Origin of the sequence: Siminovitchia fortis (genome assembly GCF_003605365.2) — a bacterium.
In the GTDB taxonomy this organism is placed as follows: domain Bacteria; phylum Bacillota; class Bacilli; order Bacillales; family Bacillaceae_C; genus Siminovitchia; species Siminovitchia fortis.
This window is the reverse complement of sequence record NZ_QYTU02000035.1, coordinates 21,059-44,306: the sequence shown is the minus strand read 5'-3', so window position 1 is coordinate 44,306 and position 23,248 is coordinate 21,059. Positions and strand designations below refer to the sequence as shown.

Here is a 23,248-nt window from a genome sequence, read left to right as displayed (position 1 = left end):
CTTGAAAATTTAATGCAACGCTAGTGATAATTTCCTAAAACAACTAAAAATCAGGGGAACAGGTCCCCTGATTTTAGACTTTGATTGTTCCTGCAAGGGAATCTCACAAAGAACTGCCCGGTTGTCCGAATATTAAGATGCTTTTTTCGACTGTGCGCCCTGTTTTTGGGTAATGAGCTCGGATACAGCTGAATGAATAATATTGCCCACTGTTTGAATTCTTTCAGGGCTGACGTTTTCAATCTTGTCGTTCGGCGTGTGGTACCAAGGCTCCAAACCTGCTGTTCCAGGCTCCATCCAGATAAATAACGCAGCATCGATGCCGGCTTCATGGAAAGGCACATGGTCCGATCTGCTGAATTGGTAAAGGTTTAACACATTGTCGTCTATGTTTAACCTGTCTGAAGCCGCTTTTACTGATTCCCATACAAGATTGGATTTCCCATCAACCGTGTTGACATATAGTTGGGAAGCAGGCTCATATTTTGTCCCGACCATGTCCAAGTTGAAATTGGCAATGCTTCTGGAAATTTCATCTTTGGACAATTGGCTGACATAATATCTGGATCCGACTAACCCGATTTCCTCCGCACCGAATGTGACGAACCTGATTTCTTTATTATTCGGTATATTCTGCATGGCTCTGGCCAATTCAAGAATGGTGGCTGTTCCGGATCCGTTGTCGTTCGCGCCAGGAGAACCGGGTACACTGTCCAGGTGAGAAGTAACATACACAATTTCAGGATTTGAAATGCCCTTCGGTTTTTTCACTGCGACGACATTTTGTGACTTTTGATTAGTAAAAGTACGCACCATTAAATTAACTTTTACCTCACCTGAGGAAGCTTTTGATAGCAGGTCCTTCCCATCTGCTTGGGTAATGCCGACTACCGGGATGGTACTCCTATTATTTCCCAGGCTCGGATTAATTGGGGAGGCGCTGTCCGTATTGTCATAGATGATTACACCTACAGCTCCCGCTTCGATTGCATTTTCAACCTTTTCCCAGAAACTGAGTTCTCCTCTCTGAATTAGCGCAATCTTTCCTTCTGCACCTGAAAGATCCTCCTTCTTACCTAAACCTGCATCAAATACATTCCCTGTGAGTCCGTTCTCATCTGTTTGAGACGAGCCGCTTGAAATCGCCATGTTCAGCTTTTTGTTATTATCGGAAACAACCTTCAATTCTCCGCCAAACCGATCCGGAATATCAAACTCCTGTGTAGAGACTTCGTATCCCAGACTCTCAAACTCTTTTTTAATGTATTGAACAGCTTGTCTTTCTTCGGCAGTGCCTGTCACTCTCGGTCCAATATCCACACTCAAATGCTGTATGTGTTTCATCGCTTTTTCAGAGCTGAATTGTGTATCCCATTTCTCAATCAGTTGATCTGAATAGGATTTGAGAATGCGGACCACTTTCCCGGAAACCAGTTTGTTCTTCTCCTGCTGTTCCAGCAGTAAGTTGAAACTCTTCATGTGCTTGGCCACTTTTTCAGCATCGTTTTGCTTCTCGTATAATGCAACTGCCGTCAAGTGCGTTTTCAACGCCCGGGCAGCCACTTCACTAGCGAATTCGCCCTCTTTCTCAAAACGTTCAACGAGTGATTTCATGCCATTGGCTGTAACGCCGTCAGGCAAATAATCAATAACAAACTTCGCTTCGTTGTAATTGTTCTCTTTTCCATCCGGGTTGTAACCGTTTTCGATATTGCCTGCCGCGTCCACGGAGAACCATTTGATTGTTGTCGTTTCGTCAATCGTTAATGCTTCGGCTCCATCCCTTGTACCCGCGACCCCAATGACTTTGGATTTCAATGTGGGTCTTGACCCGTCAAGCGTGTAATAGACGGTGGCCGGCTCACTGGTCTCAAACTTGACTTCAACAGGTTCGTTGTATGTCCCCGCTTCAATGTTTAGATTTGATTCAGGATTCACATTATCATCAGCATTTTCGAGTGCCACTTCGAACATGCCGATTAATCCATTGGCGAATTCCATTGCTTCAGCGTGTCCCTCTTCAAACTCAGGTTGGAAACCGACGCTCACCCAACGCTTCGCAGCCGCATCCCATAAAGGCGCTCCTACTTCAAAGTTCCACGCATAAATGCCATATTCATACCAGAGCGTATCAGCGGAATTTCCTCCCGCAGAATACAATACATCCGGAATCGGGCCGGTCCTTCCGGGCATGATGACCGTTCCACGATGTTCTTTAATTTTTTTCAAAATATGCTCCGACGCCTGCCAGTAATAGGCTTCCTCTCCTGCGGTCGGACGCGGAAGTGTCACGCGGTTGGCGTCATATGCACCAGGTGACCACATGAAGTAACCACCGTTTGAGTGGATATTCATCGCAAACTTAATATTCGGGTTCTCTTCAGCCAGCCAAATCAAATTCCGGCTTTCCGGCTCTGAGAAAGGTTCCGGACCAGCATACGTTCCTGACAGACAGTCTTTTGATCCGCCAATCCAACCGTCCCACACAGTGCCGATTTTATAGTTCCGGTTCAAGTCGACTCCCCACGAGTTCCGGTAGTCGGGATCAGATGTCTCCGGCCCACAATGGTTAACCAAGTTTTTCCTCTGCATAGTGTAGTCGAAGAAAGTGTAATGTCCCCCATCCGGATTTACGCTCGGCACGATGAAAATATCCAGATTGTCTACAAGTTTCTTCGTATTTTCATCCGTATGATAGTTTCTTAGCAAACGCTCGGCAGTTTCGACTGAAACAAGCGGAGTGACCCACTCGCGGGCGTGTTCCTGCGAATACCCAAGTACCCCCGGCTTGGAGCCGTCACGGACTTTACCGATCCGAATCGCTTTGACTGTCCACGGATCCCTGGAAATCTCTTCCGGGGCATTCAATTGATCGGAAAGAGAGATGCCGGATTGAGGTTGTACAATCCCCTTTCCATCCGAATTTCTATACTTGGCCGCACTCACCAAATCACCTGCTGCCTTATTGATGGCCTCTATCACTTCAGCTGATGTACTATTTGGTTTGGATGAACCATCCGTTCCCAAATTTACCGTGATCTTTTTGCCATCTACCGCCACCTTCAATTCAGCATTCGCCTTATCAGTTGATTTCACATCAACCTTTATATCATTTCCTCCCTCATGCCCCCAAGCTTTTGAGGTGAGAATGAAAGCAGCATTCGCTTCGCTTCCAATAGTTGCCTGTGCATGACGGCGGTAACCATTTGTTTTATAAGGCATCTCGACAATTTCCGCCAAATCAGGAAACTCTTCAGCCAACTGCTCAATCCGCTCCGTGACTTCTGTAGGGTTCATATAACGGTCGACAAAGTCGCTGAAATAGTCATCATCGGAAGGTGTACCGTCACCAATCCATTCTTTTAGCTTGGTTTCAATCTTTCCTCCCTCTTTTGTAGTGATGATGACATTCTCCGGAACCGCATCGATATCAGTTAAGATATAATGATAGAGGTATTCTCCGGCATCGACTTTTCTTGTCATGGAACCCGTTTGTTTTTCCCCTTTGCCATTTGTCCATTCAGCCGTCATCGTGGCATTTGGGCCGGCACTTGATTTTACCTCAAGGTATAAAAATGTCCCTGACTGGTTTTTAAAATAATCCGCCCGGAAAACTTTCAGCTTGTCTTCCTGCTGAACGCTCTGCATCTTCCTTTCTTGTTTTCTTAATTTCTTGTTTGCCTCTTGTGCAGTCTGGATTGTTTTCAATTTCAACCCTTGAAGCTTTAACATTTCAATGTCCGCTTCGCTCACAACCAACTGCACTTCGATGTCCCCGTTCCGGTCGTTCAATCCTGCAATATCAATCCCTTTCGCGACAAGATCATCCAGCACTTTCCGATCCGGCAAAACAGTTTGAACGAGTGACATCTCTCGTTCAAACTCGACTTCCTTTTCGGGCTCCTTGGATACCGCGAAAGTTGGCTGTCCCCCGAAAGAAGTCATCGTCAAGGCCATAATACTGGATACAGCAAGCATTCGTGACGTGAACTTTTTTATCCTCATTTAAACCTCCCCTTAGAATTTGTCTAACTAAAGGAGATTATATCATTTTATTCAGAAAATTTTATCGATTCTGATAAAAATAGTGCCTAAGAAACATATTTATCAGTCATTTTGCCTTTTTCACAAGGATAAAAGAATGATAACTAAATTGGTGGGATAGGTGAAAAAACACATATCGCCGTAGGTAAATCGTCCAACACTGCATATTCTGCAATAATTGTCTTAAATGCTTATTAATCGTTGAAATATGATCATATAAAAGCGGATAGGACGAACCAAAAAGAGGAAAATTTAAGCTTCAATCAGGAAAGCATGATCCGGATGCCGGACATGACCCGACCTGGCCCATACAGTGACATAAATCATTATGTTTTCCGGGCCATAAAAAGGTTAAAATAGAGGAAGGCTTACGATCAGGAGGAATAATTGTGAATCCCATCGTATTATTTGACGGCGTTTGTAATTTCTGTGATGCAAGCGTCCGGTTCATCATAAAAAATGACCCGAAAGGAACATTCCGATTTGCTTCGCTTCAAAGCGATATCGGGCAAAAGCTTCTGAAAGAGCGTAACGTGCCCTCTGATATAGACAGTATAATTTTGATTGAGGGGGATAAAGCCTATTATAAATCGACAGCAGCTCTTAGGATCGCCAGGCATTTACAGGGCTTTTGGAAGCTGGCATATGGGTTCCTCATCGTTCCTGCCCCTATCCGGAATCTCGCCTATGATTTTATCGCCAGTAACCGCTATAAATGGTTCGGCAAAAAGGAGAGCTGCATGATTCCTTCCCCTGATGTCCGGGAAAGATTTTTATCGTGAACCAGTTTGGCTTTATACAGCATTTATCAGGTCTAACCTATTAAACTGGTTTTTTTAAAATTAAGGGGAGCTGTCAATGAAAAACTTTATCTTGGGCACGGCCGTCACTGTAATGACCGGCCTGATCGCCGGGTTCATTTTTTACCATTCGCCTTCTAAACTTGCAGAGATACAAGAACCAAATGTTCAAGAACCGCCTATGGAGCAGCCCTTGTATGCAGATGAGGCAGTTGATTATTCCTTACAAAATAATGAAGTGAACATCACATTTGATAAGGGAAAAAGCTGGCTCACCGTTCCGATTGAAAAAGAGAACCTTTTTAATGGGGAATATTCCGGTAATCAAGAAAAATTAATGGAGAACAGCTATGTCCTCACGGAAAAGCGTACAGCCTTCCTATACTCGGAACAGGACAGCATCAAAATACTATCTTCCAGTGACCAGGGTGAATCGTGGCAGGAGTCAGTCGTTGCCGAACATTATCCGCCCATCCGGTTTCGAAAAATCAATATTCTTAATGACCATTTTGGCTATGTCATCATTTCCGGTGACCGCACCATGTCACAGGAAATGTCGAGTGTCTTTTTAACCCATGACGGCGGAAATACCTGGAAGGAAGCCAATCATTCCAATATCACAAGATTGGTAGCTGATGGCGGCTTCATCGATGGGCAAACCGGTTTTTTATCGTTTGGGATCCTGAATCCTGAACAGCCCGAACTTCATGTTACTCAAGACGGCGGTGCAAGCTGGAGTGAAGCGGAAATTCGAATTCCAAAGAAATATCATAAAATTTTTGTGATTGCTGAAACGCCCTTTAAAGAAGGAAATCAATTGGCAATGTTAGTAAATCAAGGCCCCAGCGGTGATTATTCAGGCGGGAAGGTAAAAGGAAAGTTTCTTTCAAGGGATGGGGGTAAAACATGGGAATTTGACGGGGAGGTACAGTCTGATGAATAAGAAGCTTAAAAATATCGGAGGATGGGGCTTATTTCTTATTTCCACAGGCTTATTCCTTTTACAAATGGCTTTCTTGTTTTTGTATGCCCGGTTTCAGGTTGAATACACCGATAACCGACTTTTCTATTTGATCAACATATTAAGTTCCATCTTTCTTTGGCTGGCTCTCCTCCTTTTACTGCAAATGGGCAAAAAGCAAAGACTCCTTGGCGGAGTCTTCATTGCACTATTTATTTTTGCCAATGGGATTTTTCTCACTATTGATCTAACAAAAACACACAATATTGTCAGTCTTTCCCCGGATTTGAAACATGTTTTATCCATCAAAGAAAATAAAGAAAAGGGGCAGGCAACTTATTACAGAACGTTTTACCATATTCTTGCCCGGCCAAAAGAAAGCCTTCCTTATAAAACAGCCGGCGATTTTAAGGTGAAATGGCTGGCCAACGATGTGGCGGCAGTGACGTATCAGTCCACCGACAAAAGCATTCATCAATACATAGGCACTTATGGAGACCGCGGCGGCGGAGGCTATTATTATGTGGGGCCATCCATCTACGGCCGCTGGTCAGGTGGAAATATTGAGGTTATAAGCGGCCAGGAAGGAATAAAGGTGATCCATAGCGGCGGGATCGATACATTTAACTGGGAGCAAGCCGTACAATTTGGAACGTTGGCGATTGTGTTGACCAACGATGATGAAGCGATGTGGACAATTGCTCTGAACGAAAATTTTAGGATACAATCTGAATCTCTCGTGCCGCCAATCGGTAATATCAGCATTTATAAGGCAACAATGGAGAATTCCAGGCCTGTTACATTAAAATATGCAGGTTCGTGAAAAAAAGAGGAAAAAGCTAATCAGCATCGAATGATTATATTTGGAAGAAAAAAACGAGAGGAATGACGGTTATGCAACAAAAAACCATTGCCACTTTTGAATGTGAGATCGTTCAGAAAGAATTGAAGCTGGTTGGCCAAAGTATCACCGCAAACTTCCCGGACTCCTTCCCCGATGCTGCCATCAAAGTGCAAGAGGAATTTTTACAAAGAACAGACGAGATTCATAACGCAAAACATAAAGAAATATTGTTCAGCCCGTTTATGTGCAACGAAATTATCGCAACATATTTTGCCTGCCTTGAAGTGGATGAGATTGACCAAATTCCTGAAGGAATGATCGGGTTCAAACTCCCGATGACGAAATATGCAAAAATATCGTGCTCAAACAAAACAATAAGCGAAGGGTATGACGCCGTTTACGCCTGGATGCAAGAACATGGATACAAGGAGAAATGGTTTAACCATTCGAGCCCGGTGGAAATTTATTATATTGACGAAAATGCCGAGGAAGAACCGGCGGAGATATTAATACCGATTTATTAAACCGGTCAGGCGGCCTTACATGCGAAGGCCGCCTTTATCGCTGTTTAAGAAACCATAAGATGTTTTAGCTTTAAAGTTTTGCACAAAGACTTTTGTTGTCTAGCTCCAGCGCCTATCGACTAGCAGACTTCGCACCTCTGGTGCTCCTGCGCCATAGCTTATCAAGGAAGCCTTGTTCAGCTCGTCGCAAAGCTCAGGAAGACTCTCGAAGAAGAAGCTTTCCTACGATAAGTCAACATCGGCTCGTTCCTCGCCGTGTTGTCTGGCTGCGAGTGCCATCGGCTCGAGGTCATAAGCCAATCGCTGCTGAAGGCAAACTACGCCTTCTTCAGCGCTCGTCTAGCTTTGCGCCGATAAGCAGGCACTCTCCGCCTTTCCTTATCCTTTATCTCGTCGGAGGCACTCCAGTCTGTACGTCGATGGGCAAGGCGCTTGCGCTTTTCTTAATAAACGGGTCAAACTTCATTCAACCCTTCCCTTTCCGTTTCATAATGCACATCATCAATGATCCATTTGTTTCCGTCCCTCTTTTTATAAAAGACAGTCAAAGTCGTAGGCCCATATAATTCAATGGAGCTGAACTGGCTGATTGCCATCTCTTTATCGCTTAGTTGTTTGAATTCATATGGAAGGCTGCTGTCAAACCAAAGCGGAGGCTCAGTCGGGATGTGTTCCATCACTCCATTTTCCTCTATAAAAAAGGCGTTGAGAAACTCTTCTGCCAAATCTGGGTCACTTATATTTTTATAATAGTTCATATAGTCTTCTTTCGTTTTTAAGCCAAGGCTATTTCCATCAGGATGAAGCGGAAGAATAAAATCGTCTGCAAGATCAACAGCAATTATCTCCATCCCTCTTTTATCAGTAACGCCGCTCGCTTCGCTGTCCTTGAGCTGGATGGCCTGTGGAGTATGTATGCTGGAATCCCCAGGGGTATAAGAAAATAACAAACCTGTGGCTGCTAGCAGATTCAAAATGATTGACGCGGGCATATACATTCCTCCTCTTTTATAGCATAAAAGCTTTAGTTATGATTTTCCCTAATACTTAGGGGGGCAAACCCTTTCATCATTTGCAGGAAGATAAAAAGCTGCAGAGTTCTGAAAACAGGGGACAGAAAACAGGGGACAGGCCCCCAACAAGGTAACGCGTTAAAGTAGTGAGGTAAGATAAAAAAGCTGCGGAGTTCGGGATAGTCCCGCTGCCAACAGCTTTTTTCCAAAAAAACTATTTGATTGCTATCCAAATCTCGTTATAGGAATCTTTCTTATACGGATCACTGTCTATATACGCTTCGAAGGAAGCTATTTCAGCCGGCTCACAGCCGTTTGAAGGAAACCACTCCGAATAAATTTTTTTCGTTGTATCTATGATAGCATCCGGGACAGGTCCCCTGGCCTCAAAAACAGCCCATTTGGCTGCAGGGAAGTGAAAAGTCGAAAATCCATCAGGTATTTCTCCGTTGTGTTCTGCAGCAATCGAATAATCAGTTGTGTTTTTCCCGATGTTAAAATTGGAACAAATGCCCAGCAGACCTTTGATCTGGCCATTGTTCAATTGCAATAATTTTGCACTTTCCCCATTTCTGTTTGTTTCTTCCCAAAATTCAGGGACTCCTGGAATCCCCATTTCTTCCCCACATTGAAATTTCCGTTTAATACCTATTGCTTCAAACGCATTTCTTTTCACAATACGATAGTTCATTGGTTCCGCCCCTTTCAGATTTACTTGTATTACCAGACGATTGTAAGACTGCAGCTTTCCTATCCCTTTCCTGGCTTCACTTGGGGTTATCCCGTGCTGCTTTCGGAAAGCTCTTGAGAAAGATTCAGGAGTATCATAGCCATATTTAAAGGCAAGATCGATAATTTTGCTATCTGTACTGGACAATTCTTGGGCCGCTAATGTCAGGCGCCGCCTTCGGAGATATTCTCCCACTGACATATCGGTCAAGATCATAAAAATACGCTGAAAATGAAAGGAAGATACATTCGCCTGTTTCGCAATATCGGCAGCCGTAATTGTGTCCAACAAATGCGTTTCCATATAATCGATAGCTTTTTGCAAAGATTCAACCAATGCCATGCCAATCAACTCCTTATATAAAGATTAACAGTGTGGATTATGCCGTTCATGACTTTTTGTGCTCTGTGTGGTCAGTTGTTGGCTTGAGTACATTACGGAACGGGCATACTAAAAGGTTCAAAAAGAGGTTCTAATGTAAAATTGTGAATCCATCTAACCAAAAAGGCTTGGATCCTTCATCAGAACCTTTCTCTTTTCCTATTTAAAATTCGACACTCTCCAATGCATGGGTGCCATCCTCTCCACCCCTTCGTCCTCCGACTGATGGAGGGTTGTCCATGAACGCTGGACCCCGTGCTTCAAATAAACTTCATGATCAGGAGTCTGCTCATGTACACCCGCAATATCAAAGTATCCGCTGCGATACAGATTAGCCCGGACTCGATAATCAACAGCGGGCAAATCGTCCAAAGGATTTTGGACTGAGTGATTCAGTATGAAGGAAACCTTCTCCTCTCCCGTCTCGATATCTTCCAACTGGATGCCTTCATCAGAAGCCGTTTCTTCTTTCTTCAAAATTCGAAGCATCCCGTATCCTTTCGTTGTCCCTATGTCCTTGTTCAACCTGATCTCAGATCCGTCAGGTGTTACAACGATTTCGGCCATCGAGCGGTATTCCTTGGATGCGGGGTCGAATCCGCGCCCTTCGCCTTTAAAATAGCGATAAGGGGATGCTTCATTCGGATTTTTTATCCAACTTCTTCCTGAAAAAGTTTTATACAGGAATTGCCATTCCTTTTTCTCAAATGGTTCATTTTCCGATTTTAAAATTTCTTCCAAGGGATCCAGCATCTTCGTCATTTGGAATTTTTCCATGACGGCATTTTGGTCTTTCGCTCGTTTTTTCTTTACTCTGGACTCCCGTTCATCCGGATCTTTTTCAAAGTCCTCCAAAGGCCGTTCGGCGTAAACCTGGTATGTATATTCCACTTGGCCCCTTACCCAGCGATCGACAAAGAAAGGCTCCTCCACTTTGGCTATTCTTTTCCCGTTCCGGTAAATGAGGTATTCCTCCACCCCTTCAATCGGCTCCCACTCCATCCCAACAAAAGACCGTGAAATAACGGCGGTTTGAGTGCAGTCCTCCAGTTTATTCTCTGATTCCCTGAATTCCGCGGCCGTTGATGTCTGGACTTTCATCCGCTCCGGCGTACCTCTTCTGGATCCTATTTCGATCGTATAAAGATAAGTAGTCCCCGAAGCCAATTCACTGTCCGTAAAGGATTCATCTTCCCCTTCATAAATCAGCCGGCCTTCCCTGTATATCCGGAACGGTCCTTTTTCGCTTTTAAAATGAAAAATAATTTCGTTTGTTGTCTGCTCAACCGCTTTAATCGGGAAGCTTTTCGGATATGCGATCTTTGTTTGAAGCTTTTTGCCAATCATAACAAGAGCTGTTCCGATTAAACTGATCAATGGTATGACATAGCGTCTGAACATCTTAACTCCTCGCTCTCCCCTTTTTTAAGATTAATACCTGTTTATTGACTTGTTCACTGAACATTTACCAAGAGCCCTTCATATGGTAAAAAAGCGGGGAGGGATCTTGATGATTTCACCAGGTATTTTTGTACAGGAAATGCTTACATTATATTGTATCGCCATATTAGGCTGGCTGGCTAGAAAAAGGAACATTCTGGACAAAAATTCCGTCGGTGTTCTGACCAGACTCCTTCTCTACATAACTTTGCCTGCCCTTATTTTACATTCCCTCAACATCAAACTATCATTGGGTTTTGTAAAAGATTTCATTTGGCTGATAACCATGTCTGCTTATCTATCAGTCCTTTCAGCCCTTTTGGCTGCTTGGTTAAGAAAGCAGTCGCAATTACCAACAGAACAAAAATCGGTGTACGAAGGTCTCATGATTTTTGGTAACCAGGGGTACATCGGATATGCCGTAAGCTTTATTTTGCTAAAAGAGCAGGGAATTATCTATCTCACCGTATTTAATATATGCTATTTAATTTTTATCTGGGCGTATGGAATCCATCTATTTACGCGAAAAAAAGATGCCGCCAATTGGCGTGAAATCTTGGTGAACCCGGGTATTCTTGCAACTGGATCCGGATTAATCCTCTTATTCTCTCCTTTCACATGGCCTATTTTTCTAGCCGACGCCCTGGAAAACGTCGGGAAAATGACTGTCCCCCTTTCGATGATTTTGGTTGGGGCTTTAGTTGCTAACGTTCGATTGAAAGTCTTTTTCTCATCACTGAAAAATAGATATTTGTGGCAGTCCTCCGTTCTCAGACTGCTGCTCTTCCCTATGCTTTTGCTTCCTTTCACCCTTTTGCCGATTCCATTTCCAATATTATTGATTGCCTTTATTGTCTCCGGCATGCCTTCCGCCCCGACAATTTGCCTATATGCGGAAAAATACGGAGCAGACACCCTGTTTGCCTCCCTTGGTGTATTATTGACCACCATATTATGTATCATTACCGTTCCATTTCTACATTTCCTGTTCATTCAGGCCTATCCTTTCAATTGATGTAAATCGGATGACGGTACAAACTTTTTCCACATTCAGCTGAAAAATAAAATGCTGAGAAAGCCTTTCGGCATCATGCCGATTTTGTGGACGCGGACGTGTTCTTTCGTTTTCTTCAATAAATTAAAGGGGCTGTCCCCAAAACCGACTGCATTGACGGTTCTTGAAATAATCGAAAAGACTGTGAACCTTTCGCGTGCAGAACGTTCGGCCATTTGAGTTATGGTACACTTAATTTGATTACATCGGAAAATAAATTGGAGTGTACCGTACATATGAACAATAACAGCTTTGGCACCACGTCACATGTAAAACGGAATTACCGGCCCGCGATTATCGCGATTTCTGTCGTGTTGATCGGCGCGATCGGCGTGCTTGCCGGAATGCCTGGAATGGAGGACTTCGATGCATTCGATGTCACGATCCTCCCTTTAATGAATGCCATTTTGAACAGCTTCACCTTTTTGTTTCTTTCGGCAGCATTGATTGCGATTTTGAAGGGCAATGTGAAGGTTCACCGCCGGTTTATCTATGCGGCGTTTGTGACAACCTTTTTCTTTCTGATCACATATGTGACGTTTCACTATCTCTCCCCTTCCACCCCATACGGAGGAGCGGGACTGTTGGCCGGTATTTATTATTTCATTTTAATCACGCATATCTTGCTCGCTGCAGCGATTGTACCGCTTGCCTTAACAAGTGTGGCACGGGCATGGAACATGGAGAATGAACGCCATAAAAAAATCGCCCGCTGGACGATGCCGATCTGGCTGTATGTCAGCTTGACCGGCGTGTTGGTGTATATTATGATTTCGCCTTATTATTAAAAGAGTTTGAGCAATAACCTGTCATTTTTTAAGAAAGCGAAATACCAAGAATGTTTCTTGGCGTTTTGCTTTCTTTATTTTTAACTATATAAATTGAACTTTAAAATTGTACATATAGACTCCCAGCATGCAATCGGCGCTTAATTAGCTCATCAATGAACTTAGATCCCACTTTTCCGGCAAGCCCGCTAATTGGGACTAATTCCGGGCTTTTTACTCCCCGTTTCAGGAATGAACCGCTTAAAACGGGAACCTATCGGCCGGATTAGTTACCGTTTTTACACTCAACCGTATAGAACGAGCTGCTACGGTTCTAATTTAGTGGCTGTTTTTAGGGCCGTGAACCGGGTGATAATTGTAAAATTGTTTAGTTCAGTTTATGCAGTTTATAAGTCTAGATAAAGGGAATTTACACCTCTTAATGGCCTATTATTCAAAATACTCAATTCTATAATTGACAATTTCAAACAAATATAACATAATTGAACGTGTAAAATGTTAAATTCGAACAAAGTTGATAAGGGGTTACCTGTATGCTGCCTTTAGAACGGCGTAATTGGATTGAATCTCAAATACTTGCAAACGGGAAAGTGGAAATTGAGGATTTGTCGAATGAATTAAATGTGTCCAGTATGACAATACGGCGTGATCTGGCTGAACTGGAACGGTTAGGAAAAGCAATCAGAACACATGGAGGCGCTATTTCTCCTGATTCGCTTATAAGGGAAGTTCCCTATTCAGCTAAAGAAAGCAGAAATATTAACCAGAAGAAAGTAATTGCACAAAACGCACTGCAACTGATACCCAAAAACGCCAATATCATTTTGGACTCTGGAACCACAACGTTGGAGCTGGCAAAGCTTTTGAAAAGCAGAAATGATATAACTGTGATTACGAACGACATCAAAATAGCAGTGGAATTGATGGATAGCGAGCTAAAAGTGATTGTTGCCGGAGGCGAATTGCAGACAAATGTAGGTGCCCTGTCAGGATGGCCGACACAAGAATTTTTCAAAAAAATTCATGTCGATCTCTTCTTTATGGGTGTACACGCGATTGACCTTAAAGCAGGAATCACATCACCTTCATTTGAAAAATCATTGATAAAGAAATTAATGTTGGATTCAGCTGCAGTCACTTGGGCATTAATAGATTCAAGTAAATTTAATAAGAAATCATTTTCTACAGTTTGCCCGATTACCAGCCTGGAGGGCATTATTACGGATGATGGCTTAGACTTAGATATTCGGGAAGAATATGAAGAATATGTTGCCATCAACTATTGTGGAGGCGAACACAATTGAGAGTCGGAGTTATTGCAGATGACTTGACAGGGGCAAATGCAACAGGTGTCAGCCTGGCTAACCAAGGCTTTAAAACCATAACAGTCGTTCAAGATGCACCTTTACCCGAAACAGATAAATATGATGCAATCTGTGTTGATACAGACAGCCGTTATATACGCGGTGAAATTGCTGAACAACGTGTAAAAAAAGTCATCAGGGAATTTAAAGAAAAAGGGTCAGAAGTTTTCTGCAAGCGGATTGACAGCACAGTCCGAGGAAACCTTGGCATTGAAATTGATGCGTTTCTGGATGAGCTCGGGGATACAGCCATAGCCGTTGTCGTCCCTGCCTTTCCAAGTTCGGGGCGAATCACTACAGGCGGCTATCTGCTGGTGGATGGAGTGCCAGTCCAAGAAACGGATGCAGCCAATGATCCCATTACACCTATTAAAAAGTCCTACATTCCATCCATTATTGAAGATCAGAGCAGCAACAAGGTCACTCTTATTGGCCTTGATGTCACTTTGTCAGGCGTGGATGCCATTACAAAAAAACTTCAAGAAAAAATAAATCAAGGAAACAGGATTATTGTTTTAGATGCGGTTAATGACGAACAGATTGAAATGATTGCTGCAGCAATGGCCAATGTTCAGGGAAACTTGATTGTACCCGTTGACCCTGGCCCGCTAACCGCATATTATTCAAAAGCTTTTTTACACAAAAAAGTCACTGAGGAAAAACTATTAGTGACGGTTGGCAGTGTTACCTCTGTCACAGGAAGGCAGCTACATTATTTATATGCTAAAACAAATACAGAACCAATTCTTGTTGACCCCCAAGAGCTCGTTCGCTCTGGTGACAGTTGGAATGAAGAAGTGAAACGAGCAGTCCGTCTGGGGCTGGAAGCGTTAAAAGGCCAATCGATCCTTATCATAACTACCCATCACCCTATAAACAAACGCCTTGATCTAAAGTCAATGTCTGAGACCAGTAAAGTTTCAGAGGATGCGTTGGCAAAGCGTATTACAGATGGGCTTGCTGCTATAACCTACAAGATCATCCAAAAATCGGAATACAAAATCTCCGGAATCTTTTCAAGCGGCGGAGATGTAACATCTTCACTATGTACTGTTGGCCGTGCGAATGGTATAGAGCTTGAAGATGAGGTTCTGCCTCTCACCGCATACGGCAGATTTACAGGAGGACATCTTGATGGTCTCAATGTCGTTACTAAAGGCGGAATGATTGGCGATAACAGGGCAATATATGAAAGCATCAAATTTTTGGAAACAAAGTTGTTAAATCATAAAGGGAGCGTGCTAAATGGTTAATCAAGAAAGAGCATATATCGCAGTACCGATGGGTGATCCGGCAGGAATAGGACCCGAAATCACTGTAAAAGCACTGGATAAAGCTGAAATTTATGACATGTGCAAGCCAGTTGTTATCGGGAACACCGAAGTAATTAAAAAAGCTTTGGCTGTCACAAACACAAAGCTTGAAATACATGAAATTTCTAAGCCATCAGAGGGCAAATATGAACATGGTATCATTGACATCATTCATTTTGACAACCTCAATATGGATACTCTCGAGTGGGGTACTGTCCAGGCTCAATGCGGCCGGGCTGCATTCGATTATATTAAGAGATCAGTAGAACTTGCCCTTGATGGTGAGGTTACGGCTATTGCTACAACTCCAATCAACAAAGAATCTCTTAAAGCCGGTGAAGTCCCATATATCGGTCATACAGAAATGCTTGAGGATCTGACGAATTCACACGATCCTTTAACCATGTTTGAAGTGAGGAACATGCGCATCTTCTTCCTGACCCGGCATTTATCCTTAAAGGATGCAATTTCTGAAATGACAAAAGAAAGAGTATATGATTACATTGGCCGTTGTGAAGAAGCTTTGCAACGTCTGGGTGTTGAAAATCCGTTGATTGCAGTGGCAGGATTAAATCCTCATAGCGGAGAAAATGGATTGTTCGGCCGTGAAGAAGTTGATGAAATCAAGCCTGGCATCGAAATGGCCGTTGCAGAAGGACATAATGCGGTTGGGCCGGTTCCGGCAGATTCTGTTTTCCATCAAGCTCTTCAAGGAAAATATGATGCCGTTCTCTCCTTGTATCATGATCAAGGTCATATTGCGGCAAAAATGACCGATTTTGAACGGACGATTTCAATCACTAACGGCCTGCCATTCCTGCGTACATCGGTTGACCACGGGACTGCGTTTGATATTGCAGGCAAAAACATCGCAAGCAGTATCAGCATGGAAGAATGTATCAAACTGGCGGCCAAATATGCTTTGGATTTCCGGTCATAGTATAGTTTTTTCCCTCTTGGGAGCAACTCCCGGGAGGGACTATAAAATATTATTTTATTTAGGGGGTTAAAAAATGGCAGAAGTCACAGCTTCAGGCGGACAAATGATGTTAGGCCTAGTATTAGGGGTAGTTATTTTAATTTTCTTGGTTTTAAAAACAAAAATCCATGCTTTTTTGGCACTGATCCTTTCCGCTTCCGTGACCGGTCTCGTAGGGGGAATGAAGGCTCCAGATGTAGTAAACGCGATTACTGATGGATTTGGTTCCACACTTGGTTCTATAGGTATCGTTATCGGCTTTGGGGTAATGATGGGAAGGATTCTCGAGGTTTCCGGTGCCGCTGAACGAATGGCCTATACAATTGTAAAGATATTGGGAAAGCGCAAGGAAGAATGGGCGCTTGCAATTACAGGTTATATTGTTTCCATTCCTATCTTTGTTGACTCTGCATTTGTTATTTTATCATCATTAGTTAAAGCGCTTTCCAGGAAAACCGGTAAATCGGTCCTTTCTCTTGGAGTCGCTCTTGGCATCGGCTTAGCCGCCACACATCATGCCGTGCCGCCGACTCCTGGTCCGCTTGGTGTTGCGGGTATTTTCGGGGTCGATATCGGGATGATGATCCTATGGGGACTTGTGTTGGCAATTCCAATCATCATCGTAGGCGTACTTTATGCTAAATGGCTCGGCAAAAAGATCTACCAAATTCCGGATGAGACTGGCCTTGATTACATCCGTCCTGAAAAAGAAATTACGGTGGAGGAGTATATGGCTTCCAGTGAATCAAAAGATCTCCCTTCACTTACCCGGGCCACTTTACCGATTATTATTCCTATACTATTGATTTTTGCAAATACGCTTCTTGCGGCACTTGAGTTAACTGGCGGAATTTATGACTATATTACTTTTATAGGTTCACCAATCATCGCAGTCGGTATTGGTTTGATTTTTGCTATTTATGGACTATATGGGCATGTAAAACAATCCGAGGCTCTTGATAGAATGGAAGAAGGTATTCAGACCGCCGGGATTATCCTGCTTGTAACAGGGGCAGGCGGTGCACTGGGCAACGTTTTACGTGCAAGCGGAAGCGGCGATTATATCGCGGAGCAAATTGCAAGCATCCATATGCCTGCCATCCTTATACCATTTATTATCGCTTCGGTTGTTCGCCTTATTCAAGGCAGTGGAACAGTTGCCATGATTACTGCAGCCTCGATTTCCGCTCCTATTTTGACGGGTCTGGATGTAAATATGGCACTTGCTGCACAAGCTGCGGCTCTAGGCGCGATGGTATTTTCGTACTTCAACGACAGTTTATTCTGGGTTATAAATCGTATGCTTGGTATAAAAAATGTTAAGGAGCAGATCCTAACTTGGTCTGTCCCTACAACATTGGCATGGGGAACCTCTCTTATCATGCTTTTGATTGTCAATGCGTTTTTTGGATGAAAAAATATATCGGGGGTGTCCAGAAAGTCATAATTTTGACTTTTGGGCACCCCTTTTCATGTTCTAAAAACCTTGATATATCAGCATTTTTAATTATTGAGTATTAGGGGGTTTCCACTTTCCGGACAGCCCCTGTATTTAAATTCGAAAGGCTCCTTCACCGATCCTGTGAAGGAGCCTTTACTATGATGCTATTCATTTCCTACACCAGCTTCTGCCCACAATTCGAGCAGAAGTTCCCGCCGCTCGTCTTCTCTCCGCAGTTCGGACAGAAATTCGGTATTTTTCCTTCCCCGGACGACGCCTGCCCGGCCTGGTCCGGAGCATTTTGCGCTTGATTTCCTTCGTTCGGCGCTTGTTGCCCGCCACTTTGATCCTGCATCTGATTCATATTTTTCATCATTTGTCCGGCCATGCCCATTCCCATCATCATTCCGGCCATATCTGCGGCAGTTCCGCCGCCCTTTACCTTTCCGGAAGCGATGCCATCTGTCATCGATACCTGCTGATAACGCTGCAAATCGCCGATCATGCCGTGCGAAGCGGTTTTTGTGATCATGTCCTGGATTTCTTTCGGATAGTTGAAACTTATGATGTTGAAGCCAGTGATGGTCATGCCGCTGTCGATAATTTGCATATCAAGATCTGTCTTGATCCCCTGGGCAATTTCAAAAGCGTTGGCCTGCAGATTGAACATGTCTTTTCCTTCTTTGGAAATCCACTTCATCAGCAGTTGATCCAGGATGGAAGTGATCCTGATTTTCACATCTTCGACAAGATAGCTGTTTTTTACCCCGGCTATTTTATCAATCAGGGCGATGTAATCGTTCACTTTAAAATTGAATGTACCGTTTGCGCGGACCGGGATGCCACCGGGAAGCTGCGGCGAAGGGATATTGATGGCATTTTTCGTCCCCCACTTCACCGTAAATTCCTTCGTGTTGACGAACAGTACTTCGACCCGCATTCCGCTGTTGAAACCAAACTTGAATCCCTTTAAAGTCGACAGGAACGGGATAATCTGGGACTCGATGTTATAGTCCCCCTCTTCCTGAAAAATCCCTTCGATTTTACCGTTGTTGATAAAAATGGCGTCCTGGCCCGGCTGGATGATCAGCCGGCTTCCTTTTTTGATTTCGCGGTTGTTCCATTTCCAAAAGATCATATCATCTCTGAATTCTTCCCATTCTACTACGTTGGCAAATTGATTTTTAAAAAATACCATGCTGTGATTCATTCCTTTCGAACCTAGAATTTCCCTCTGCTGCCGCTGTGGGAATGTCCGCCTCTTGTGACTCCTCCGCCGCCACCGCCGCTGAAGCCGCTGCCGCTGCTTTTATTGGAGGGTTTCCTTCTTTTTGTGGTCGTTGTTCGAATATACTGGTCCCTTCTATGGTTCACTCTCGTATTCTCGTTATCTTGATAAGTACGTGCATTGACAGTCACTTTTCCGCCTGTATTGAAGGCCATGATACCAACAGCCGCCCCGGCAATAGCAAGCGATGCAATAATCTGAAACCATAGATTGAATAATATGTTATCCGGGTTCACTCCCGGCCTGATTCCCATATATTTGGAAGAAGTCTTGATAAAGGACTGAAAAGCTTTGTAGTAATTTCCATTTGATAGATCCGGGGTTATTTTTTCACGGACGAGGGTCGCCCGGTGATTATCCAGATAGGTTTCCGCCTTATAAAAACCTGCTACGTACACATCCCGATTTTTCATATCGAGCGTCAAAATAGCCGTGTTTCCGTGCGGCTTGTCATAGCCGGGTGCCTCTTTATCATAAAATTCCTGCATGAATTCCACGACATCTTTGTTCTCTTCATTATTGGAGGTCAGTATGATAAAATCCGTACCCCGCTTGGCCCCATGTTTTTCCGCCAATTTTTCAAGCTCTTTGACCTCATTGTCACTTAATAGCCCGGCATCATCGTAGATTCTTTGCTTGGAAGGAGAATCGGCGGCCGCAAAGGCAAATGGAAATACTAGAAGGAAAGCTATCAGGATCAACGTTTTTTTGAAAAAGCCGCTCTTCACCACAGGCCACCTCCCATAGCCAAGGCGGCCAGCTTCAATACTATGAATGACGTCCCCGCAATGCCACCAAACCAGGCTGCCACTTTGGAGTAGCTTATCGGCGGCTTCCCGACCACCTTTCCGGTCTGGCCGTTCATTGCAAAAGTATGTTCCGTTTTATCATAATCATAGTAGACCATCCAGACAGGAAGAAGGACGTAATAGCTGCGGACTTTCTTCGTGTTGATATGCTTATGATTATAACTGACGGAGGAATATCCTGAAATCGTGGAACTGATATACGTATCTATGAATTTCTGAATTTTGGATTCGACCCGGGGATACAATTGTTTATCGTCGTAGTTATATTTTTCCGCAATATATCCCGCCAAATAGGGGGTTTTGAAATCCTTTAATTGATCATAGGGAAAAGGCTCCAATTTATCCATGATTTTATCGTCCATTTTTTCGGATGCATCGACGGGGACCTTAACATAAGACAGGTCGATATCCCGGTACACATCGTAATATTTCGTTTCAGTGTATTCATAATCTCCTCTTGTGTACTTCCGCACCTTCGTAGCAACCGCTTCAACCTTTGCCTTCGTGTTTAAATCATAAAGCCAAAAAGGGACATACATTCCGGTGATGCCCTTGATCCGGTCAGCTGTCATGAATCCTTTTGGAGTCAGGCGTCCGTTTCGGCACCACTTTTTAAATGCCTGCATCGCCTCTTCCTTGCTGATGGTAAAAGGAATTACCTTTGCCGGAGCCAACGCACCGGAAAGACGTTCCTGCAAAACCACGCCAGCCCCGCAAAAGCTGCACGTCGTCGCCGCGGTCTCCGCCTCTGTAATCAGCATGGCACCGCAGTTTTCACAGTGATATTCCTTCGCCTCATCCTCGGAAAATACCGCTGTCTTTAAGTCCTCTGAATAATCTTCTATTTGATCCTGCCTTCCGCAGCTTTGACAGGTCAGCATTCCTGATTCACTGTCAAAAGCCATATCATCACCGCAGTTCGGACACTTATAATGAGTGACCAATGAGATCCCCCCTTTTTCAAACAAAAGCTGTAGCCTTGGCTACAGCTCAAGTCTTTTCTGTTTAATTGCTTCTGAAGCCCCTGCGCCGAAAATTACTCTTTATTCTTGATTTGCTCCTTCAAGGCAGCCAATTCGTCTTCCACATCCGGTTTACTATCATATTTCGCCGTCAAATCATTTATGCCATCTTCCGGAGCTGCATTCAATTCTGCCATCGCATTGGCTTCATCCAGCGCCCTCTCGACTTTTTCTTCCATTCTATTGAAAGCCGACATGGACTTGTTGGCGCCGGATACCGAGGAACCGATTTTATTCAGCCTTTCCTGCGTTTTCGCTACGGCCATCTTGCTTTTGATCATCGTTCTCCGAGCTTCCAGCTCGCCGATATCAGAAACAAGCTTGTCATGCATCTCTCTCATCCGGACTGCGTTGGAAGCAGCCAAACTGTATGCCTTCTGAAGCTCCGCTTCTTTTTCAGATAAAGACGATTTTTTCTCCAAAAACTTTCGTGCGTCGTCTTCATTCCCTGCTTCCAATGCTTTGACCGCGTAATTCTGCATCTTTTCAATCTCTGCCGAACATTCATTGAGCGCCCGTTTTGACCGCTGTTCCTCCGCCATAACCGAAGCCGTTTCAGCTTTCACCTTGCCCAAATCACTATTCAGGTTTCTCATATACTGATCAATCATTTTCTCCGGATTCTCCGCCTTGTCCAATAATGCATTGATATTGCTCGACATAATATCTTTAAACCTTGATAAAATACCCATTACAGCCACCCCTTAAAAATTATTCTAAACATATATACTGGGTGAGGGGAGGAAAAGATTCATTTTTTCCACACAATTTCAATAAAAACTAAGCGCCCCTTTACGGGACGCAACGCTTCATCTATTTCCGATACACAATCTCTCCCCCAATCACCGTCATCTCTATCTCAGTATCCAACAGCTCATCCGGGTGCTCTATCTCAAACAAATCCCGTGAAAAGACGGTCATATCCGCTAATTTTCCCGGGGCTATCGTCCCCTTCCTACCTTCTTCGTTCGTCGCGCAGGCTCCGCCGATTGTAAATACTTCCAAAGCCTCCCGCATAGACAGTTTTTCTTTTTCATTCCAGCCATTGTGGGTTTCCCTTGGATGCCTCTGTGTGACGGCCGCATGAATTCCCAAAAGCGGGTCAACAGGTTCCACTGGCGCATCTGAGCCGCCTGCACACATCACACCGGCGGATAACAGGGATTTCCAAGCATATAAATACTTAATTCTTTCCTTGCCAAGTCTGTCCTGTACCCAAGGATAATCACCGACGACAAATCTTGGCTGAATATCCGCGACAAGAGATGGTTTGGCCAGTCGCCGGATCAAGTCTTCTCTCAGCAGCGATACATGAATGATGCGGTCGCGATGCTTCACACTCGGGAATTGCTCAAGTACCTGCAGTACATTTTCCACCGCCTGATCGCCGATTGTATGAATGGCGACCGGCATCGAATGGTCTCTCGCCTCTTTGACCATTTGGAAAAGCGTTTCCTGGTCATGCATTGCTTCCCCATACTTACCCGACGCATCCAGATAAGGTTCCGAAAGGAGCGCCGTCCTTCCTCCAAATGCACCATCTGCAAAAATTTTGACCGCCCCGATCTGCAGCGTATCATTCCCATACCCCGCATACATTCCTGTTTCCTTCAGGCGATCCAAGAATGGATAATCGATCAACAGGTTGCAGCGCAGGCCTTTTCTTTCCTGATTAAGCAATTCATCATACATTTTGTATGTTTGATCAAGTCCGCCCAAATAGCGGGGATCATTCGTATGAATACTTGTCAGTCCGCTCTTCATAGCGTATTCCATCGCCAATGACAATCCATGCTTCAATTCTTCATACGTCTTTTCTGGCATGCGATCAGTAATCAGCGTGGAAGCCGACTCAAGTAACAATCCCGTTGGCTTCTTCGTATCGGGATCAAGAACGATGCTTCCGCCCGTCGGCACTTCCATTGAAGGATGATAATTGGCCATTTCAAGCGCTTTGCTGTTCACAAGGAAAGCGTGGTGGCAGATCCTTTTGATAAAAACCGGGCAATGCGGTGCCGCCTCATCCAGCTCTTGAATCGTCGGCATTCCACCGTCATCGAAAAGGTTTTCATCAAAACCCAGGCCTGTCAGCCATTTTCCGGGAGAAGTGACATTTGCCCTTTCCCTTATTTTTTCAATCATCTCCCTTTTGGATGTAACCCCTGTCAAATTCAAATCCAAGAACTGAAACGCAACTCCGGAAAGGTGCATGTGGCTGTCAATCAGGCCGGGGGTTGTCATTTTTTCCTGTAAATCAACGATCTTCGTGCCCTCTCTTCCCCATTGCAGCATCATGTCTTCGTGTGCGCCCAAATCTAAAATATTTCCATTTTCAACTACAACCGATTCAACAAAAGGCTGATTCTTATCAAGGGTATAAATTTTTCCGTTTGTAAAAATAGTTTTTGCCATGTATGTTCCTCCAAACCGGATATTAGCAGATTGGCATATTT

20 protein-coding genes are annotated in these 23,248 nt (G+C 44.0%); 10 read left to right on the top strand and 10 right to left on the bottom strand.

The annotated features are described in order from the left end of the window. Positions 1–132: 132 nt before the first annotated feature. A complete protein-coding gene (locus D4N35_RS18615; RefSeq protein WP_120074811.1) occupies positions 133–4,005 on the bottom strand; it encodes a M28 family peptidase in 3,873 nt (1,290 codons plus the stop codon). 428 nt (positions 4,006–4,433) lie between these two features. Here D4N35_RS18615 and D4N35_RS14175 point away from each other — a divergent pair, with 428 nt between their 5' ends. The 4 genes from D4N35_RS14175 to D4N35_RS14160 all read left to right on the top strand — a co-directional run bounded on the left by D4N35_RS14175 (position 4,434) and on the right by D4N35_RS14160 (position 7,173). Beyond that, the gene (locus tag D4N35_RS14175; RefSeq protein ID WP_120074809.1) at positions 4,434–4,826 is read left to right on the top strand and encodes a thiol-disulfide oxidoreductase DCC family protein; all 393 of its coding nucleotides are present in this window, start codon (positions 4,434–4,436) and stop codon (positions 4,824–4,826) included. A gap of 76 nt (positions 4,827–4,902) precedes the next feature. Further along, positions 4,903–5,787: a WD40/YVTN/BNR-like repeat-containing protein gene (locus D4N35_RS14170; protein ID WP_120074807.1), complete on the top strand. Its 885-nt coding sequence runs from the start codon at positions 4,903–4,905 to the stop codon at positions 5,785–5,787. Further along, a complete protein-coding gene (locus D4N35_RS14165; RefSeq protein ID WP_120074805.1) occupies positions 5,780–6,628 on the top strand; it encodes a hypothetical protein in 849 nt (282 codons plus the stop codon). Before D4N35_RS14170 ends, D4N35_RS14165 begins: the two co-directional genes overlap by 8 nt. 71 nt (positions 6,629–6,699) lie before the next feature. Then, positions 6,700–7,173: a GyrI-like domain-containing protein gene (locus D4N35_RS14160; protein ID WP_120074803.1), complete on the top strand. Its 474-nt coding sequence runs from the start codon at positions 6,700–6,702 to the stop codon at positions 7,171–7,173. Positions 7,174–7,628: 455 nt separating this feature from the next. On the opposite strand, the gene D4N35_RS14155 is transcribed toward D4N35_RS14160, so the two are convergent. From D4N35_RS14155 to D4N35_RS14145, 3 genes are all read right to left on the bottom strand, one after another. Further along, positions 7,629–8,165, bottom strand: a complete 537-nt coding sequence (locus D4N35_RS14155; RefSeq protein ID WP_120074800.1) for a hypothetical protein — start codon at positions 8,163–8,165, stop codon at positions 7,629–7,631. A 235-nt stretch (positions 8,166–8,400) separates the two neighbouring features. Continuing rightward, positions 8,401–9,258, bottom strand: a complete 858-nt coding sequence (locus tag D4N35_RS14150; RefSeq protein ID WP_120074798.1) for an AraC family transcriptional regulator — start codon at positions 9,256–9,258, stop codon at positions 8,401–8,403. A gap of 198 nt (positions 9,259–9,456) precedes the next feature. Next, entirely contained in the window at positions 9,457–10,698 is a 1,242-nt protein-coding gene (locus tag D4N35_RS14145; RefSeq protein ID WP_120074796.1) for a DUF3238 domain-containing protein, read from the bottom strand. A 109-nt stretch (positions 10,699–10,807) separates the two neighbouring features. Between D4N35_RS14145 and D4N35_RS14140 the strand changes: the two genes are divergently transcribed. Next, positions 10,808–11,752: an AEC family transporter gene (locus tag D4N35_RS14140; protein WP_120074794.1), complete on the top strand. Its 945-nt coding sequence runs from the start codon at positions 10,808–10,810 to the stop codon at positions 11,750–11,752. Between the two features lie 35 nt (positions 11,753–11,787). On the opposite strand, the gene D4N35_RS14135 is transcribed toward D4N35_RS14140, so the two are convergent. Continuing rightward, complete coding sequence (locus tag D4N35_RS14135; protein ID WP_120074792.1) at positions 11,788–11,967, bottom strand: hypothetical protein; 180 nt, start codon at positions 11,965–11,967, stop codon at positions 11,788–11,790. Between the two features lie 60 nt (positions 11,968–12,027). On the opposite strand from D4N35_RS14135, the gene D4N35_RS14130 reads away from it, so the two are divergent. The 5 genes from D4N35_RS14130 to D4N35_RS14110 all read left to right on the top strand — a co-directional run bounded on the left by D4N35_RS14130 (position 12,028) and on the right by D4N35_RS14110 (position 17,649). Next, positions 12,028–12,579 carry a DUF420 domain-containing protein gene (locus D4N35_RS14130; protein WP_120074790.1) on the top strand — a complete coding sequence of 184 codons (552 nt, stop codon included), beginning with the start codon at positions 12,028–12,030 and terminating at the stop codon, positions 12,577–12,579. 533 nt (positions 12,580–13,112) lie between these two features. After that, positions 13,113–13,883, top strand: a complete 771-nt coding sequence (locus D4N35_RS14125) for a DeoR/GlpR family DNA-binding transcription regulator (protein WP_120074788.1) — start codon at positions 13,113–13,115, stop codon at positions 13,881–13,883. After that, complete coding sequence (locus D4N35_RS14120) at positions 13,880–15,196, top strand: four-carbon acid sugar kinase family protein (RefSeq protein ID WP_120074786.1); 1,317 nt, start codon at positions 13,880–13,882, stop codon at positions 15,194–15,196. The genes D4N35_RS14125 and D4N35_RS14120 overlap by 4 nt, the downstream gene beginning before the upstream one ends. After that, positions 15,189–16,196, top strand: a complete 1,008-nt coding sequence (gene pdxA, locus D4N35_RS14115; RefSeq protein ID WP_120074784.1) for a 4-hydroxythreonine-4-phosphate dehydrogenase PdxA — start codon at positions 15,189–15,191, stop codon at positions 16,194–16,196. The genes D4N35_RS14120 and pdxA overlap by 8 nt, the downstream gene beginning before the upstream one ends. Positions 16,197–16,269: 73 nt before the next feature. Further along, the gene (locus tag D4N35_RS14110) at positions 16,270–17,649 is read left to right on the top strand and encodes a GntP family permease (RefSeq protein ID WP_120074782.1); all 1,380 of its coding nucleotides are present in this window, start codon (positions 16,270–16,272) and stop codon (positions 17,647–17,649) included. Positions 17,650–17,851: 202 nt separating this feature from the next. On the opposite strand, the gene D4N35_RS14105 is transcribed toward D4N35_RS14110, so the two are convergent. The 5 genes from D4N35_RS14105 to D4N35_RS14085 all read right to left on the bottom strand — a co-directional run bounded on the left by D4N35_RS14105 (position 17,852) and on the right by D4N35_RS14085 (position 23,207). Further along, positions 17,852–18,874, bottom strand: a complete 1,023-nt coding sequence (locus D4N35_RS14105) for an SPFH domain-containing protein (RefSeq protein WP_120074780.1) — start codon at positions 18,872–18,874, stop codon at positions 17,852–17,854. A gap of 23 nt (positions 18,875–18,897) precedes the next feature. Continuing rightward, a complete protein-coding gene (locus D4N35_RS14100) occupies positions 18,898–19,692 on the bottom strand; it encodes a TPM domain-containing protein (protein WP_120074778.1) in 795 nt (264 codons plus the stop codon). Then, on the bottom strand, positions 19,689–20,717 hold the full coding sequence (locus D4N35_RS14095) for a TFIIB-type zinc ribbon-containing protein (RefSeq protein WP_120074776.1): 1,029 nt from the start codon (positions 20,715–20,717) through the stop codon (positions 19,689–19,691). The genes D4N35_RS14100 and D4N35_RS14095 overlap by 4 nt, the downstream gene beginning before the upstream one ends. A 92-nt stretch (positions 20,718–20,809) precedes the next feature. Next, a complete protein-coding gene (locus D4N35_RS14090; RefSeq protein WP_120074773.1) occupies positions 20,810–21,487 on the bottom strand; it encodes a PspA/IM30 family protein in 678 nt (225 codons plus the stop codon). A 121-nt stretch (positions 21,488–21,608) separates the two neighbouring features. Further along, positions 21,609–23,207: an amidohydrolase gene (locus tag D4N35_RS14085; protein ID WP_120074771.1), complete on the bottom strand. Its 1,599-nt coding sequence runs from the start codon at positions 23,205–23,207 to the stop codon at positions 21,609–21,611. Positions 23,208–23,248 lie beyond the last annotated feature (41 nt).

Excerpts from the sequence above, each read along its gene's own strand:
- D4N35_RS18615 (WP_120074811.1), bottom strand. The coding sequence starts at position 4,005 with ATGAGGATAAAAAAGTTCACGTCACGAATGCTTGCTGTATCCAGTATT.
- D4N35_RS14170 (WP_120074807.1), top strand. The coding sequence starts at position 4,903 with ATGAAAAACTTTATCTTGGGCACGGCCGTCACTGTAATGACCGGCCTG.
- D4N35_RS14165 (WP_120074805.1), top strand. The coding sequence starts at position 5,780 with ATGAATAAGAAGCTTAAAAATATCGGAGGATGGGGCTTATTTCTTATT.
- D4N35_RS14160 (WP_120074803.1), top strand. The coding sequence starts at position 6,700 with ATGCAACAAAAAACCATTGCCACTTTTGAATGTGAGATCGTTCAGAAA.
- D4N35_RS14155 (WP_120074800.1), bottom strand. The coding sequence starts at position 8,165 with ATGCCCGCGTCAATCATTTTGAATCTGCTAGCAGCCACAGGTTTGTTA.
- D4N35_RS14150 (WP_120074798.1), bottom strand. The coding sequence starts at position 9,258 with ATGGCATTGGTTGAATCTTTGCAAAAAGCTATCGATTATATGGAAACG.
- D4N35_RS14145 (WP_120074796.1), bottom strand. The coding sequence starts at position 10,698 with ATGTTCAGACGCTATGTCATACCATTGATCAGTTTAATCGGAACAGCT.
- D4N35_RS14140 (WP_120074794.1), top strand. The coding sequence starts at position 10,808 with ATGATTTCACCAGGTATTTTTGTACAGGAAATGCTTACATTATATTGT.
- D4N35_RS14135 (WP_120074792.1), bottom strand. The coding sequence starts at position 11,967 with ATGGCCGAACGTTCTGCACGCGAAAGGTTCACAGTCTTTTCGATTATT.
- D4N35_RS14130 (WP_120074790.1), top strand. The coding sequence starts at position 12,028 with ATGAACAATAACAGCTTTGGCACCACGTCACATGTAAAACGGAATTAC.
- D4N35_RS14125 (WP_120074788.1), top strand. The coding sequence starts at position 13,113 with ATGCTGCCTTTAGAACGGCGTAATTGGATTGAATCTCAAATACTTGCA.
- pdxA (WP_120074784.1), top strand. The coding sequence starts at position 15,189 with ATGGTTAATCAAGAAAGAGCATATATCGCAGTACCGATGGGTGATCCG.
- D4N35_RS14110 (WP_120074782.1), top strand. The coding sequence starts at position 16,270 with ATGGCAGAAGTCACAGCTTCAGGCGGACAAATGATGTTAGGCCTAGTA.
- D4N35_RS14105 (WP_120074780.1), bottom strand. The coding sequence starts at position 18,874 with ATGGTATTTTTTAAAAATCAATTTGCCAACGTAGTAGAATGGGAAGAA.
- D4N35_RS14090 (WP_120074773.1), bottom strand. The coding sequence starts at position 21,487 with ATGGGTATTTTATCAAGGTTTAAAGATATTATGTCGAGCAATATCAAT.
- D4N35_RS14085 (WP_120074771.1), bottom strand. The coding sequence starts at position 23,207 with ATGGCAAAAACTATTTTTACAAACGGAAAAATTTATACCCTTGATAAG.